We start from the raw sequence: 14,235 nt of genomic DNA, 5'->3' as shown, positions 1-14,235 counted from the left end.
ATTTCGGCTATGGGCGCCGCCAAACCGCTCCCGCTCAGCCAGGAATTCTCATGAGCCTCCGCAACGTGGCCATCATCGCGCATGTCGATCATGGCAAGACCACTCTCGTCGACCAGCTGTTCCGCCAGTCCGGCACCTTCCGCGACAACCAGCGCGTCGAAGAGCGCGCCATGGACTCGAACGACCTGGAGAAGGAGCGCGGCATCACCATCCTCGCCAAATGCACCTCGGTGGACTGGCAGGGCACCCGCATCAACATCGTCGACACCCCCGGCCACGCCGATTTCGGCGGCGAGGTGGAACGCATCCTGTCGATGGTCGACGGCGTCATCCTGCTCGTCGATGCCTCGGAAGGCGCTATGCCGCAAACCAAGTTCGTCACCGGCAAGGCGCTGGCGCTTGGCCTCAAGCCGATCGTCGTCGTCAACAAGGTGGACCGCCCCGACGGGCGCATCCAGGAAGTGCTGGACGAGGTGTTCGACCTGTTCGTCAGCCTCGAGGCCAATGACGAGCAGCTCGACTTCCCGGTGCTCTATGCCTCGGGCCGCAATGGCTATGCCAACGAGAATCCGGACGCCCGCGAGGGCACGCTGGAGCCGTTGTTCAACAAGATCGTCAGCCACGTGTCCGCGCCGAAGGTCGATCCGGACGCGGCCTTCACCTTCCTCGTCACGCTGCTCGACCGCGACAATTTCGTCGGCCGCATCCTCACCGGCCGGGTCAATTCCGGCACGCTGAAGCTGAACCAGCCGATCCACGCGCTCGACGCCGACGGCAATGTCATCGAGACCGGCCGCGCCACGAAGATCATGTCCTTCCGCGGGCTGGAGCGGGTGCCGGTGGACGAGGCGAAGGCGGGCGACATCATCAGCCTCGCCGGCCTCACCGTGGCGACGGTGGCCAACACCATCGCGGACACGTCCGTCACCACGCCGCTCGCCGCCCAGCCGATCGACCCGCCGACGCTGTCGATGCGCTTCGCGGTGAACGACAGCCCGTTCGCCGGCCGCGAGGGCAGCAAGGTGACGTCGCGCATGATCCGCGACCGCCTGCTGCGCGAGGCGGAATCGAACGTCGCCATCCGCGTCACCGAGAGCGCCGACAAGGACAGCTTCGAAGTCGCCGGCCGCGGCGAGCTTCAGCTCGGCGTGCTGATCGAGACGATGCGCCGCGAGGGCTTCGAGCTTGGCATCTCGCGCCCGCGCGTGCTGCTGCGCGACGGCGAGAATGGCCGCGAGGAGCCTTACGAGACGGTCGTCATCGACGTCGACGAGGAATTCTCCGGGACGGTGGTCGAGAAGATGAACCTGCGCAAGGCCGAGCTCACCGACATGCGGCCGTCCGGCGGCGGCAAGACCCGCATCACCTTCTCCGCGCCGTCGCGCGGCCTGATCGGCTATCATGGCGAGTTCCTTTCGGACACGCGCGGCACCGGCATCATGAACCGGCTGTTCGAGAAGTACGGCCCCTACAAAGGCCCGATCGCCGGCCGGCAGAACGGCGTCCTGATCTCCAACGGCACCGGCGAGGCGGTGGGCTATGCGCTCGGCTATCTGGAGGAGCGTGGGGTGCTGATGGTCTCGCCCGGCGAGCCCATCTACGAGGGCATGGTGATCGGCGAGAACGCCAAGACGGATGACCTCGAGGTCAATCCGATGAAGTCCAAGCAGCTCACCAACTTCCGCGCCTCCGGCAAGGACGACGCGCTACGCCTCACCCCGCCCAAGCGGCTGACGCTGGAGCAGGCGATCGCTTATATCGACGAGGACGAGCTGGTCGAGGTGACGCCCAAGTCGATCCGCCTGCGCAAGCGCTATCTCGACCCGCACGAGCGCAAGAAGGCGAGCCGGGCAGCCGCCTCGGCCTGATGCCGGGCCGCGGCATCGACCGCGTCCTGCCGGCTGGACGGTTGCTTAACGGGCCATTCCCCCATCGTTCAGGTGCCGGGGTTTAGGAACCTGTCTTGTGGTGGTACGCTGATTCGCTCGGCTCACCGGATGAGGAGACGAAGCAATGGCACGGTTCAACAAGGCGATTGCCGCCCTGCTGCTTGGCGCGACGATTGCGGGCGCGGCTGCCACGCCTGCCGAAGCCGCCCGCTATTACGGGCGCGGCGGCCACGGTTATGGCTATAGCCGCGGATATCATGGCGGCTATTATGGTCGCGGCTATTACCCGCGTCGTGGCGTGAGCACGGGCGCGGCGGTGGGTCTTGGCCTGCTCGGCGTCGGCATCGGCGCCGCGATCGCCAGCCAGCCGCGCTATTATGGCGGCGCGCCAGCCTATGGCTATGTCGGCCCGTCCTATTATGACAGCTACTACGCGCCGCCGCCCCCGCCGCCGGTCTATTACCGCAGCTGCGTGACCCGTCCGGTGTTCGATCCCTATATCGGCCGCACGGTGCCGGTCGAAAGCTGCAACTGATCCGTTGAAAGGCCCGGCCAGGCGCCGGGCCTTTTCTTTTCCGGCGCATGCCGCCATGTCTCGCCCGATCTGCGGCGGAGCGACGACCTTGGCATCGAGGCATCCCGAATATCAGTATCTCGACCTGCTCGAGCGCATCCTCGCCCATGGCGACGAGCGCATAGATCGCACCGGTATCGGCACGCGATCGGTCTTCGGAGAGCTGTTACGCTTCGACCTGTCTGGCGGACAGGTGCCGATCCTGACGACCAAACGCGTCTACTGGAAGCCGGCGGTGCGCGAGATGCTGTGGTTCCTGACCGGCGGCACCAACATCCGCGACCTGCTGAAGGACAAGGTCCGCATCTGGACGGATTGGCCGCTCGCCCATTATCGCAAGGCCACCGGCGAGGCCATCGCGCAGGGGGATTTCGAGGCGCGCATCCTCGCCGACGAGGCTTTCGCCGCGCAATGGGGCGATCTCGGCCCCGTCTACGGCAAGCAGTGGCGCCGCTGGCTCGATGCCGAGGGCCGCGAGCATGACCAGATCGCCACGCTGGTCGACACGCTCCGCCGCAACCCGGCCAGCCGCCGCATGCTGTTCCACGCATGGAATGTCGGGGAACTGGATCGCATGGCGCTGCCGCCCTGCCACATGGTCTACCAGTTCCATGTCACGTCGCGCGGGCGGCTGAACTGCCTGATCTTCCAGCGCTCGTGCGACCTGTTCCTGGGTGCCGCGTTCAATTTCACCGGCGGCGCCGCGCTTCTGCTGATGCTCGCGCAACAGGCCGATCTGGAGCCCGGCGAGCTGATCTGGGTCGGCGGCGACGTCCACATCTATCTCAACCATGTCGAGCAGGCGCGGGAGCAGCTCGCCCGCACCCCACGCGCCTTTCCGACGATGCGGCTGGCGCGCAAGGCGGAGTCGATCGACGGCTATCGCATCGAAGATTTCGTCGTCGACGGCTACGACCCCCACCCCGCCATTCACGGCGATGTGGCGGTCTAGCGCAGCGGCCCCGGCCCTGAAGTCTCGGCCGTCTGCGAAGACGCGGGCGGGACTAGCTCAGCCCTGCGGCGAAGCGACGGCCATTGGCGACATAGCCTTCCGCTGACTTGCGCAGCCCCTCGATCTCGGCGGGGGTCAGCGGCCGGACGAGCTTGGCCGGAGTGCCGACGATCAACGATCCTTCCGGGAACACCTTGCCCTCGGTGACCAGCGCGTTGGCGCCGACCAGGCTGTTGGCGCCGATCACCGCCCCGTTCAGCACGGTCGCGCCCATGCCGATCAGGCTGCCGGCGCCGATCGTCGCTCCATGGACGATGGCGCGATGGCCAATCGTGCAGTCCGGGCCGATCGTCGCCGGCACGCCGGGATCGGCATGGACGATGGCGCCGTCCTGGATGTTGGTGCGATCGCCGATGGCGATCAGGTCATTGTCGCCGCGGATCACGACGTTGAACCATATCGACACGTCCAGCCCGACATGGATGCGGCCGATCAGCCGTGCCCCCGGCGCGATGTAAACACGGTCCGGATCGGCAAGGACGGGCGTTTCCTGGTCGAGCGTGTGAAGCGACATCCGATAATCCCCGAGCTGCGGCCAACCGCGACGCCCCTGCTACACCAGCACCCGACCTTTTGCACCTCGCATCCGACCCGCCAGTTGCGCGGATCATCGGTGGTTGCGGAACGCGGGCGCAGTAGATATCTCGGTGGCGCGAGCGGACGTAACTCAGCGGTAGAGTTCCTGCCTTCCAAGCAGGATGTCGTGGGTTCGAATCCCATCGTCCGCTCCAGTTCCACCTTCGCCGGTGACCGCCCACGCCGGAAAAGCCCAGGCCGCGCCGGCTTGAGGCACTCAATAGCCGCTCCCCGGCGCGCCGCTTGCGATAAGCGCGGCCCGATCAGAAGACGACGATCGGCCGGCCAGGATCAAATCGTCGTCGCGTCCAAAAAATTTCACGGTGATGGTGACCTCAGCCAGCTTGCCGGCGAATAAGGCTGCATGCGCCTGACCCCGCTCTCAAGACTGGTGCCGACATCGCCGCGTGCGCCGCTGCACGGCGTCGACCGCGCCGACCCCGCGGCGGATGTGTGGGGCGGGCTGATGGCAGCGGCACAGGATGGGCACGCCGGCGCCTATCAGCGGCTGCTGTCCGAGGTTTCCGAATGGCTTCACCGCTATTTCCAGCGGCGCCTTCCGCCCGCCGAGGTCGACGATGCCGTGCAGGAAACATTGCTCGCCGTGCATCGCCGCCGTCATACCTACGACCCGCAACTTCCGCTCGCGCCGTGGCTGGCGGCAATCGCCAGGCGCAAGTGGGTCGACCAGCTCCGCAGCCTCGGCCGCCGGCCGACAGAGGAGATCGCAGAAACACTGTCGGTCGGGGATCACGAAAGCTCCGTGACGAGCGCCTCGGTGCTCGCGAGCCTCCTCGATGAACTTCGTCCGGCGCAGGCTCAGGTGATCCGACTGGTCAAGCTGCACGGCCACAGCATCGAGGATGCCTCCCGGGAAACCGGCCTGTCCCCGTCCGCCGTCAAGATGAATATCCATCGCGGTCTCGCCCGCCTGACCGCCCTTGTCGAGAAGAGCCGCGATGTCGAATGACGCCCTGATCCTCAACCTCGCCGCAGGGCTGACGCCCGTCAGACGGCGCAGCATGACCCGCGAGGCGCTGCTGCTGCTGGCTGTCGCGGTCGTCGAGGGCGCGCTGATCGTGGCGGCCGGCCTGATGCGGCCGGACATGGCGCAGATGATCGGATCGTCCTTCATGACGTGGAAGATCGGCAGCCTTGCCATCCTCGCAGGCCTGAGCTGCACCGTTGCGATGCGGTCCTTCTCGCCGCACCGGTCGCCTCGGCGCGGGCTTAGGCTCGCCGTTGGTGTCGCAGGCCTGGCGGTGACCGTGGGAGCTTTCCTCGCCTTCACGGCGGACATCCAGCAGCCGCTCATCGCCCGGGTGTCGCCGGCTCGGGGCATGCTGTGCGCCGTGTCGATCATCGTCCTGGCCTTGCCGTTGCTTGCCGTGTTGCGCGCGATGATGCGACGCGCAGCGCCTGTCTTCCCTCAGTCCAGCGCATTCGCCGCCGGGCTGGCGGCAGGCACGAGCGGCGCGCTGGTCTTCACCCTGTGCTGCCCGATGAACGACCCGCTTTACGTCCTCATCTGGTATTGCGTGGGGTGCACCGCCGTCGCCGCGCTCGGCCGATGGCTGCTGCCCCGTCACTTCCGCCTGTGATCTGATCAAGCGGCCCATCCGCCGCTCGCTCCCCACCAACCTCGAACCCGCCGCCCCGCCGTGGCGCGGCGCCGCATGCTCGCGCCCAAGAAAGGACCCTGACCATGAACACCGCCGCTGTCGCTCCTCGCCCCGCCGACCAATGGCTGCAACGCTATTATGCCGGCCGCGCATTGTTCTCCGCCGCCTGGGTGGCGTTGGCGTTCGCGATCGGGCGATCCCTGTCGCCGGCTGCGGTCGGACTGATCGTCGCCTATCCGCTGTGGGACTGTCTGGCCAATTATGCCGATGCGCGCCGCAATGGCGGCCTGCGCGCCAACCCGACGCAGACTTTCAACGCCGTGGTGAGCGCGGCGGTGACGCTTGCGGTGATCGTGAGCGTGCCGCGCGGCTTCCATGCCGTCCTCGGCGTCATCGGCATCTGGGCGACGCTGGCGGGCATCCTGCAATTGGCGACGGCCGTCAGCCGGTGGCGCAGCGCCGATGCGCAATGGCCGATGATCCTCAGCGGCGCGCAATCGGCCTTGGCCGGGGTGTTCATGCTGCGGCGCGCGGGCGACGCCTCGCTCACCCTGGGCGTCGCCGACGTCGCCCCCTATGCGGCGTTCGGCGCCATCTACTTCGCGATCTCGGCCATCGTGCTTGCGCTGCGGTCGCGCCCGACATTGCGCTGACATGTCTGCCGGGGGGGCGTTGGCCAGCCAGGGTCATGGACTGGCTGGAGAATGCCAGTTCAGGAGCGGCGTCTCGGGAGTCCAAGCGGATGATCAGGCCTGGACCTGCCGCCGCTTGCGCTCCCGATCACCCGGCCCTGATCCCGGGCAGGAGCATGAGCGGCTGGCCCATTCGTATCAGGCGCCCCTCCTCGACCGCCGGCGCGAAGGAAAGCCCCGGCGGGGCAAGCATCAGGATCGTGGAGCCATGTTCGAACCAGCCCATCTCCTCGCCCTTGGCGAAGGGGCAGGCAAGCCGCATGGTCCCGATGCCGCGGGCGTGGCGACCAGCCACCTCCTCCAGAAATGGCAGGCGGATGCTCGCCACCAGCACTGCCGCCACCGGAACCAGCATCAAGGGCAGCCCGCCCGCATCGAGGCGGACGCTGATCGGCGCGCGCTCGTTCTTGCAGAACAAGCGCTCGATCCGCCGGAGCGCGATCGGGTTGACGTTCCAGGTGTCACCGGCAATGTAACGGACGCGTTCCACGACGAGATCGTGCGGCGCGTGAAAACGGTGGTACATTCCTGCCGTCAGCCGCAACGTCACGAAATATCCGCCACGAAACGGCTCGGCGTCGGCATCGTCACCCAGCAGATCCGTCAGAGTATAGGGGAAGCCCTTGATCTGGTGCATCCCGCCCGCGACGATCGGGCCGTGCGCTCCGACGATCGCGTCGCACGGGCTGACGAGAACGGATGGATCGTCCTCGACCGGGCGGGCGCCGGGACGCAGGCGGCGGACGAACGCGGCCTGCAACGATGCGTAGCGAGCCGCATCGGCATCGGCGAGGTCGACGTCGCAGAATTTGCGCCACAAAGCGATCGAGGCGCGCGCCAGCAACGGCGTCTCGATCTTGCTGATCCGCCCCATCGCTCGCGTTAGCGCCAGCCGCGGAATGCGATTGGTGAGGAGGAAGTTGATGTCCTCCTGCATCATCAGCCGCCGTATCAGCGTCGTGCGCCCCGGGCTCCGGCGGTTCGCAGGACGGCGACGCAGCGCCCGGTTGAGGGGTGGCAATGTCATCGCTCCGTCCCATCCCCATAGTATCTCGGCAGCCATGCCCGACTATGCTCTTCCCGTCGCTGCCGGCGCGCTGGCGCTGCTCGCCGCCGCCCCCAGCGCGTGGGCGCGCCTCGCTCTGTCACAGGCGAAACACCGTTCACTCACCGGCCACGCGCGCATGTCGCGCAAAGTCGCCAGGCTGATCCGCTTCTATGAGCTTGGCGAGGAGCGCTTCTTCCGCGCCGACGACGCGCCGGCCGACATCGCTGCCCAGCGTGAGGCGGGATTCGATCGGCTGGCGGCGCTCTATGCCGAGCGCTTCCCGAAAACAAAGGCGCTCGCCGCCGAGATGGGCGGCGGGCTGTCGGACCTGCAGTTCACCACAGCCTATCGCGTCCCTTTCCAGTTCAGCCGCAAGGTGCGGGAGGCGCTCCCCTCGGGCGCAGTGGCGGTCGCGTCGAGCGGCGTGACGCTGACCGATGCCGACGGCAACCAATTCTACGATCTCACCGGTTCCTTTGGGCTCAACCTGCTGGGCACCGATGCCTACAAGGCGATGATCGCCGAGGGCGCACGCACGGTGGAGGCGCTGGGGCCGGTCCTCGGCACACTCCACCCGGTCGTCGCCGACAACATCCGCCGGTTGAAAGCGATCTCCGGCCTGGACGAGGTCTCGTTCCACATGTCGGGGACGGAGGCGGTGATGCAGGCGGTGCAGCTCGCCCGCTATCACACCGGCCGCGCGCGCATCGTGCGCTTCGCCGGCGCCTATCATGGCTGGTGGGGCGAGGTGCAGCCGGGCGTCGGCAACCCGACGCCGGCAGACCGGACGCTGACGCTTGCGGATATGAGCGAGCGCTCGCTGGCGGTGCTCGCCCGGCGCAAGGACATCGCCTGCGTGCTGGTGAATCCGCTCCAGGCGATGCACCCCAATGGGGGCGCGCCGGGTGACTCCGCGCTGGTCGCAGGACGCCGTCTCGGCGGAGTCTGTCGCGCCACCTATGCCGCGTGGCTGGCGCGGCTCGCCGAGGTCGCCCGTGCGAACGGCATCGTCTTCATCATCGACGAAGTGTTCACCGGCTTCCGCCTCGCCCGCGGCGGCGCATGCGAGTATTTCGGCGTACAGCCGGACATGGTCACCTATGGCAAGACGGTTGGCGGCGGGCTGCCGATCGGCGTCGTCTGCGGGCGCGCTGAACTGATGCGCCGTTCGCGCGCCGATCGGCCGGCGGACATCTGCTTCGCGCGCGGCACGTTCAATGCCCACCCCCATGTGATGGGGTCGATGGACGCCTTCCTCCGTCACATCGAAGGCCCCTCCGGTGACGCGCTCTACGAAGGCCTGGACGAACGCTTGCGGATGCGCGCCGAGACGCTCGATCGCCGTCTCGCCGAGCATGGCCTGCCGCTGCGCATCGCCGCGCTCGGCACGATCTGGTCGGTCCAGTTCGAACGGCCGTCGCGCTACAACTGGATGCTGCAATATTATCTCCGCGCTCAGGGCCTGGCGCTCAGCTGGGTCGGCACCGGCCGCCTGATCTTCAGCCTGGCCTATACCGACGACGATTTCGCCGAGGTCGTCGATCGCTTCGTTACTGCGGCGCGCACCATGGCGGCGGACGGCTGGTGGTGGGTGGCGGACGGTGCCACCGACACGCGCGTGCGCCGCAAGATCCTCCGCGAGATGGTCCGCCGCGGCTGAATCTTCAGCGCGACGCCGCGACGAAGCCGTGACCGAGGCGCTCGCCGCGCATCAGCCGCGCCGGCGCACGCCAGTAGAGCGAGATGTCATGGAATGGATCGGTGAGAATCTTCGTCGCCCAGACGATGCCGGTCATCACGTCGCGGATGAAGAAGAGCTGCACCATGCGGAACACCAGTGCCGCGCAGCCCAGCACCAGCCAGATGAGGCCGAGATTGTGGAGAAAGCCCGCGACGCCCGGCCGCGCCTCAAGGAGCCCGAACAACGCCGGCGCGGCAAGCAGCAGCAGCGGCGCCGCCGCCCAGAATAAGGTGAGCACCAGCTTGCGCACCAGATTGTAGCCGACCTTGACCTCTTCCTTGAATCGATGCGTGACGCCGTTGACGTTGTCATAGCCCCTTGGCTCGAAGAAGAAATGGCCGGCCTGCCGGCTCGTCATGGACACCGTCCAGGCGATCAGCGCTGCGGCTGCAGGGTCGACGAACAGGAGACCATAGCAGGCGAGGAAGGTGCATGCGCTCAGCAGGTGCAGGCTCTGGTTGATCAGGCTGTGATGGTAAAAGCGATGATCGTCCCAGCGCTGTTCGCGCAGTTGTTCCCGAAAGCTCGACATGGGGATCTCCTTTGCGTCAGCCGTCCTGCTTGACGAAACGGACGAGCGAGAAATGACCGAGCGGCGGCAGGGGGCGGCGCTCGACGAGGCGGATCGACTGCTGCGTCGCAAGCCAGTCGAGATAGCGTCGCCACCTGAACTCGGTGCGAAAGCCAAGCCGACTGGTCAGCGGCATGAGCACACGCTCGACGTGGCGGCGCACGCCGGTGTCCGCACCGACGCGGGTCGTGATCACGATCTCCCCACCGGGGCGGACGACGCGGGCGAATTCATCGAGGGCGCGCTCCGGATCAGGAACCGCCGTCACGACATATTGCGCCACCACCACGTCGAAGCTGTTATCGTCGAATTCGAGCGCTTCGGCGTCCATCACCCGGAGCGCCGCGACGTTGCTCAGGCCGTGGGCGCGCACGCGCTCCTGGGCTTTTGCGAGCATTCCGTCCGAAATGTCGACACCCGTCAGCCGGACGGCGCTGCTATATTGCGGCAACGACAAGCCCGTGCCGACGCCGACCTCGAGCACCTCGCCGCCGATCCGCTCGGCCGCCATGATCGCGTCGCTGCGCCCCTGGCGGAAGACGCGGCCGAAGAACAGGTCATAAGCCGGCGCCCAACGATCGTAAGCCGTTGCGACCCGGTCCGTTCGCATCGCCACAGCCATGCCGATCTCCCATGAAGCTGAGCAGCTGATGGACAAGCGTTGTTACAAAGTCGCGGCAGATCCGTGACGGAAACTGGTATTGACCCTCGTCGCAGCAGAGGGGGCTGTCATGCTTCCGATCAGGATCTGAAATTATACTGTCTTCGTTCTTTGCGAGAAAACGGGCGCGGCCCGAACGGGGGCCGCTCTGTTTGGGAGCCGTACCATCGCGACCTCCGCAGACCTGCGCGTGCGCGCGCCTGAAACGGCTTGGCGGCCACCCGCCAATATCATCGGCGCGCGTCAACGGCTCCCCAGCTGGTTCGAGGAGCCTGCCGAGCCTGAACCGCGCCGGGAGCGGTTGCGTTTCCGCACGGTCTGGATTTCCGACACTCATCTCGGCACGCCCGGCTGCAACGCGGAGTTGCTGCTCGATTTCCTCCGCTCGATCGACTGCGAGACGCTTTATCTGGTCGGCGATATTGTCGACGGCTGGCAGTTGCGCAAAGGCTGGTACTGGCCGCCGCTGCACAATGAGATCGTGCGCTGTATCCTCAAGCAGGCGAAGAATGGCACCCGCGTCGTCTATTTGCCGGGCAACCATGACGAGGCGTTCCGCGACTATGCCGGGCTGAACTTCGGCGGCATCGAGCTGTTGCCGGACATCATCCACATCACTGCCGACGGCCGCCGCCTGCTGATCCTGCACGGCGACATCTTCGACGGTGTTGTTCTGTATGCTCGGTGGCTCGCCTTTCTCGGCGACAGCGCCTACGAACTGCTGCTCAAGAGCAACCGGCTGGTCAACGCGGTTCGGCGCCGCTTCGGCATGCCCTATTGGTCCCTTGCCGCGCACCTCAAGAAGCGTGTGAAGAACGCCGTGCAGTTCATCTGCTCGTTCGAAGAGGCCGTTGCCCATGCGGCCGCCGAGGCGAAGGTCGACGGCGTGGTCTGCGGGCACATCCACTCAGCCGAGATCCGTCAGTTCGGGGCCATCACCTATTATAATGACGGCGACTGGGTGGAGAGCTGCACCGCGCTCGTCGAACATGCCGACGGAAAGATGGAGATCCTCGACTGGGCAAGCCGAGTTCGCGAGGGCGAGCGGCCCCGGGCGGCGGCCGCGGCCAGCGCGGCGTCGTGAAGCTCGCGCTCGTCAGCGACGCCTGGACCCCGCAAGTCAACGGCGTCGTGCGCACGCTCACGACGACGGCGGCTGAACTGGTTCGCCGCGGGCACGACGTCGAAACGATCACGCCGGGCCAGTTTCGCACCCTGCCATGTCCGACCTATCCGGAAATCCGGCTCGCCATCGGTTGTGGCGCGGAGGTTGCCGCGCGCCTGGATCGGGCCCGGGCGGACGCGGTCCATATCGCGACCGAGGGTCCGCTTGGATGGGCAGCACGTCGCTGGTGCCTGCGCAACGGGATGGCATTCACGACCTCGTTCCACACCCATTTCGCACGATATCTGGCGGTTCGCACACACCTTCCCGATTGGCTGTTTTGGCCTGCGATCACCCGCTTCCACGCCCCTGCGATGCGAACCTTTGCGGCGACACCGACACTCGAACGGGAGCTGAGGACACACGCTATCGCCCGTACGCACCGATGGGCACGAGGCGTGGACCCCCTGGTCTTCTTCCCAACCACGCCCGCTGACGACCGCATCGCCGCCTTGCCGCGGCCGATCCTCCTGTCGGTGGGGCGTGTCGCCGTGGAAAAGAACCTGCGTGCATTTCTCGACGCGCCGGTTGCGGGCACGAAGGTGGTGGTCGGCGACGGCCCGGCACTGGAGCCGCTCAGTCAACGCTATCCCGAAGCGGTGTTCACCGGCGCTCTGCAAGGCGCGCGGCTGGCCAGCGCCTATGCCGCCGCCGACGTCTTCGTCTTCCCGAGCCTGACCGACACTTTCGGCCTCGTGATGATCGAGGCACTGGCAAGCGGTTTGCCGGTCGCGGCCTTCCCGGTGCCGGGGCCGATCGACATCCTCGGCGCCGATGGTCGCGGCATGAACGGCGCGCAGATCGGCGCGCTCGACCACCGGCTTGAGCAGGCGATCGCGCGAGCGCTCGCATGTTCCGGCGCGGACTGCGTCGCCGAGGCGCAGCGCTACAGCTGGCAGCAATGCACCGATCAATTCATCGCCGGGCTTGCGATCCGACCCGCGGGTCGGGCGACTGGCGGAGGCGCCACGAACACGGCGATGCCCGTCGGCCAACTGCGCGGATAATCCGGCTGCTCGCCCCTTCGGGCGCCGCGTCGGCCTCGCCCGCGCAAGATGGCGAGCCGCTGTCGCCCCGCCCTGTTTATCGCGCGCGCATCGCCTCGCGGGCCTTGTTGAGCGGCCTTCCTCACCGCATCGAGAATAGTTCCTGGTGGAAATGGGCCTCCACGGGAAAGCCCTCGGCGGCGAAGTCGCGGCGCAGGCTGTCGCCGAAGGCGGATGGTCCACAGAACCAGATGCTCGCCTCGTTCCACGCGGGGACGGCGGCGCGGATGCGTGAGCCGGTGAGCAGCCCGTCGCGCGCGTCGATCAGGATATGGAGCCGGATATTCGCCGCCTCGGCGTCCGCCGTCAGCCGGGCGAGCGCATGGTCATCGACCTCCGCGCTGCAATGGAACAGGTCGATGCTGCGGCCCGGATCGGGCTGTCGGGCGAGCGCATCCATGCGCGCGATGAATGGCGTGATGCCGATGCCGCCGGCCACCCAGATCTGGCGGATGCGATCGTCGTCGAAGGTGAAGCAGCCATAAGGCCCCTCGATCATCACCTGCTGGCCGAGCCGGAGGCGGTGGGAGAGCGTGCGCGTATGATCGCCGAGTTCGCGCGCGACGAAGCTGATCCGGCGCTCCTGCGCATCCCAGGCCGACGCGATGGTATAAGGATGCGGCCCCTCGGCGGGGTCGGAGGCGGCGAAGGCGAATTGACCCGGCTTGTGGCCCGGCCAGCCCTTTGCGACCTCGATCTCGACCGCCACCGATCGTACGCCGGGGTAATGGCGGATGGCGGTGATCTCGCCGGACACCTGGCGCCGTCGGCCGGCGAGGCGCGTCAGGATGAGCAGGGTCGCCCAACTCGCGTAGCCCAGCAACGCCGCCAGCATCAGCCCGAGCGGCGAGGCCCAATAGGCCGGCTTCACCAGCACCACGCTATGGACCACCAGCACCCCATAGACCAATGCCAGCAGCCAATGGGTTCGCGCGAAGATGTGATAGGGGATGCGCCGGACGAGCGCCAAGGCAATCAACAGCACAGCGGCGTAGAATGCCCACTCGCCCAGCATTTCGGCGGTGTGGCGGAATGACGCGAACAGCGGTTCTACGGCGTCGCCGGACGCCGCCCTCGGCACGCGCGGCCGCCGCGCCATCCAGCCCAGCCCCACCGCCCATTTTGGCGCCTGCGCCCACAGCCAATGGACGATGGCGAGCACCAGAGCGCCGATCCCGAGCCATTTATGGAGCCGGTACATCTTGTCCAGCCCGTCGAGCCAGCGCTCCGGCCAGCGCGGGCGGATTGCGAGGATCATCGCCACGCTCATGAAGGCGATGGCGAGGATGCCGCTATATTGCACCATCGCCGTACGGACGGCGAAGAAGCCGGCAGTCTGGAAGAGCGACCGGTCGGCGAGCAGCCACAACAGCGTCGTGACACCGAGCAGGCTCCACAATGTCCACCGCAATTTCCGCATGCCGGCTCCGCGTTCGTGCAGCAAATGCGCACAATCCAGGGGTGGGAGCCGTTTGCGTCGTTACACGCTTTCGGGCGCGGACACCAGCGGTGCCGCCGGCCCGCCCTACCAGGCCAGCCGTGCGCCGATCTTGGCGCCGTAGGTCTGTCCGCGATTGTGGAAGCGGGCGAGGTAGTTGCCCGAGGCGTAGACGGCGAGGCCGCCGGTGATCTGGGCAT

Annotated in this window: 14 protein-coding genes and 1 tRNA gene; 10 read left to right on the top strand and 5 right to left on the bottom strand. The window is 67.2% G+C overall.

The window, feature by feature from the left end:
* Nucleotides 1–50 precede the first annotated feature (50 nt).
* The 3 genes from typA (at nt 51) to KOF26_RS15265 (ending at nt 3,415) form a co-directional block, all read left to right on the top strand.
* Nucleotides 51–1,868, top strand: coding sequence for a translational GTPase TypA (gene typA / locus KOF26_RS15275; protein ID WP_216326948.1), 1,818 nt, complete (start codon nt 51–53; stop codon nt 1,866–1,868).
* A 145-nt stretch (nt 1,869–2,013) separates the two neighbouring features.
* On the top strand, nt 2,014–2,424 hold the full coding sequence (locus tag KOF26_RS15270) for a hypothetical protein (protein WP_216326945.1): 411 nt from the start codon (nt 2,014–2,016) through the stop codon (nt 2,422–2,424).
* A 55-nt stretch (nt 2,425–2,479) separates the two neighbouring features.
* Nucleotides 2,480–3,415 (top strand): thymidylate synthase, encoded by a 936-nt coding sequence (locus KOF26_RS15265; RefSeq protein WP_216326942.1) that lies wholly within the window; start codon nt 2,480–2,482, stop codon nt 3,413–3,415.
* A 52-nt stretch (nt 3,416–3,467) separates the two neighbouring features.
* Here the strand turns inward: KOF26_RS15265 and KOF26_RS15260 are convergent, their stop codons facing one another.
* On the bottom strand, nt 3,468–3,989 hold the full coding sequence (locus KOF26_RS15260; RefSeq protein WP_216326939.1) for a gamma carbonic anhydrase family protein: 522 nt from the start codon (nt 3,987–3,989) through the stop codon (nt 3,468–3,470).
* A gap of 142 nt (nt 3,990–4,131) precedes the next feature.
* On the opposite strand from KOF26_RS15260, the gene KOF26_RS15255 reads away from it, so the two are divergent.
* The 4 genes from KOF26_RS15255 to KOF26_RS15240 all read left to right on the top strand — a co-directional run bounded on the left by KOF26_RS15255 (nt 4,132) and on the right by KOF26_RS15240 (nt 6,326).
* Nucleotides 4,132–4,206 (top strand) — tRNA-Gly (locus KOF26_RS15255).
* Nucleotides 4,207–4,517: 311 nt separating this feature from the next.
* Nucleotides 4,518–5,021 carry a sigma-70 family RNA polymerase sigma factor gene (locus KOF26_RS15250; RefSeq protein ID WP_216327430.1) on the top strand — a complete coding sequence of 168 codons (504 nt, stop codon included), beginning with the start codon at nt 4,518–4,520 and terminating at the stop codon, nt 5,019–5,021.
* Entirely contained in the window at nt 5,011–5,652 is a 642-nt protein-coding gene (locus KOF26_RS15245; RefSeq protein WP_216326936.1) for an NrsF family protein, read from the top strand. Before KOF26_RS15250 ends, KOF26_RS15245 begins: the two co-directional genes overlap by 11 nt.
* Nucleotides 5,653–5,756: 104 nt before the next feature.
* A complete protein-coding gene (locus KOF26_RS15240; protein ID WP_216326933.1) occupies nt 5,757–6,326 on the top strand; it encodes a DUF308 domain-containing protein in 570 nt (189 codons plus the stop codon).
* Nucleotides 6,327–6,453: 127 nt separating this feature from the next.
* On the opposite strand, the gene asd is transcribed toward KOF26_RS15240, so the two are convergent.
* The gene (asd, locus tag KOF26_RS15235) at nt 6,454–7,392 is read right to left on the bottom strand and encodes an archaetidylserine decarboxylase (RefSeq protein ID WP_253201499.1); all 939 of its coding nucleotides are present in this window, start codon (nt 7,390–7,392) and stop codon (nt 6,454–6,456) included.
* A 34-nt stretch (nt 7,393–7,426) separates the two neighbouring features.
* Here asd and KOF26_RS15230 point away from each other — a divergent pair, with 34 nt between their 5' ends.
* Nucleotides 7,427–9,073 (top strand): aminotransferase class III-fold pyridoxal phosphate-dependent enzyme, encoded by a 1,647-nt coding sequence (locus KOF26_RS15230; RefSeq protein ID WP_216326930.1) that lies wholly within the window; start codon nt 7,427–7,429, stop codon nt 9,071–9,073.
* Between the two features lie 4 nt (nt 9,074–9,077).
* Here KOF26_RS15230 and KOF26_RS15225 read toward each other — a convergent pair whose 3' ends face one another.
* On the bottom strand, nt 9,078–9,686 hold the full coding sequence (locus KOF26_RS15225) for a hypothetical protein (protein ID WP_216326927.1): 609 nt from the start codon (nt 9,684–9,686) through the stop codon (nt 9,078–9,080).
* Nucleotides 9,687–9,702: 16 nt separating this feature from the next.
* Nucleotides 9,703–10,347, bottom strand: coding sequence for a class I SAM-dependent methyltransferase (locus tag KOF26_RS15220; protein WP_216326924.1), 645 nt, complete (start codon nt 10,345–10,347; stop codon nt 9,703–9,705).
* A gap of 268 nt (nt 10,348–10,615) precedes the next feature.
* On the opposite strand from KOF26_RS15220, the gene KOF26_RS15215 reads away from it, so the two are divergent.
* Together KOF26_RS15215 and KOF26_RS15210 are read left to right on the top strand one after the other, a co-directional pair.
* Nucleotides 10,616–11,470, top strand: coding sequence for a UDP-2,3-diacylglucosamine diphosphatase (locus KOF26_RS15215; RefSeq protein WP_216327424.1), 855 nt, complete (start codon nt 10,616–10,618; stop codon nt 11,468–11,470).
* A complete protein-coding gene (locus tag KOF26_RS15210; protein ID WP_216326922.1) occupies nt 11,467–12,558 on the top strand; it encodes a glycosyltransferase family 4 protein in 1,092 nt (363 codons plus the stop codon). The genes KOF26_RS15215 and KOF26_RS15210 overlap by 4 nt, the downstream gene beginning before the upstream one ends.
* A 121-nt stretch (nt 12,559–12,679) precedes the next feature.
* Here KOF26_RS15210 and KOF26_RS15205 read toward each other — a convergent pair whose 3' ends face one another.
* A complete protein-coding gene (locus tag KOF26_RS15205) occupies nt 12,680–14,017 on the bottom strand; it encodes a ferredoxin reductase family protein (RefSeq protein WP_216326920.1) in 1,338 nt (445 codons plus the stop codon).
* Nucleotides 14,018–14,235: the final 218 nt, after the last annotated feature.

The sequence above is a fragment of the Sphingomonas quercus genome (genome assembly GCF_018863195.1).
Lineage (GTDB): Bacteria > Pseudomonadota > Alphaproteobacteria > Sphingomonadales > Sphingomonadaceae > Solisphingomonas > Solisphingomonas quercus.
Note: the sequence above shows the minus strand (reverse complement) of the source record. Positions and strands in the feature narration are given on the sequence as shown.

What these genes read in the sequence shown, in the direction of transcription:
- typA (WP_216326948.1), top strand. Translation starts at nt 51, where the DNA reads ATGAGCCTCCGCAACGTGGCCATCATCGCGCATGTCGATCATGGCAAG.
- KOF26_RS15270 (WP_216326945.1), top strand. Translation starts at nt 2,014, where the DNA reads ATGGCACGGTTCAACAAGGCGATTGCCGCCCTGCTGCTTGGCGCGACG.
- KOF26_RS15265 (WP_216326942.1), top strand. Translation starts at nt 2,480, where the DNA reads ATGTCTCGCCCGATCTGCGGCGGAGCGACGACCTTGGCATCGAGGCAT.
- KOF26_RS15260 (WP_216326939.1), bottom strand. Translation starts at nt 3,989, where the DNA reads ATGTCGCTTCACACGCTCGACCAGGAAACGCCCGTCCTTGCCGATCCG.
- KOF26_RS15250 (WP_216327430.1), top strand. Translation starts at nt 4,518, where the DNA reads ATGGCAGCGGCACAGGATGGGCACGCCGGCGCCTATCAGCGGCTGCTG.
- KOF26_RS15245 (WP_216326936.1), top strand. Translation starts at nt 5,011, where the DNA reads ATGTCGAATGACGCCCTGATCCTCAACCTCGCCGCAGGGCTGACGCCC.
- KOF26_RS15240 (WP_216326933.1), top strand. Translation starts at nt 5,757, where the DNA reads ATGAACACCGCCGCTGTCGCTCCTCGCCCCGCCGACCAATGGCTGCAA.
- asd (WP_253201499.1), bottom strand. Translation starts at nt 7,392, where the DNA reads ATGACATTGCCACCCCTCAACCGGGCGCTGCGTCGCCGTCCTGCGAAC.
- KOF26_RS15230 (WP_216326930.1), top strand. Translation starts at nt 7,427, where the DNA reads ATGCCCGACTATGCTCTTCCCGTCGCTGCCGGCGCGCTGGCGCTGCTC.
- KOF26_RS15225 (WP_216326927.1), bottom strand. Translation starts at nt 9,686, where the DNA reads ATGTCGAGCTTTCGGGAACAACTGCGCGAACAGCGCTGGGACGATCAT.
- KOF26_RS15220 (WP_216326924.1), bottom strand. Translation starts at nt 10,347, where the DNA reads ATGGCTGTGGCGATGCGAACGGACCGGGTCGCAACGGCTTACGATCGT.
- KOF26_RS15205 (WP_216326920.1), bottom strand. Translation starts at nt 14,017, where the DNA reads ATGCGGAAATTGCGGTGGACATTGTGGAGCCTGCTCGGTGTCACGACG.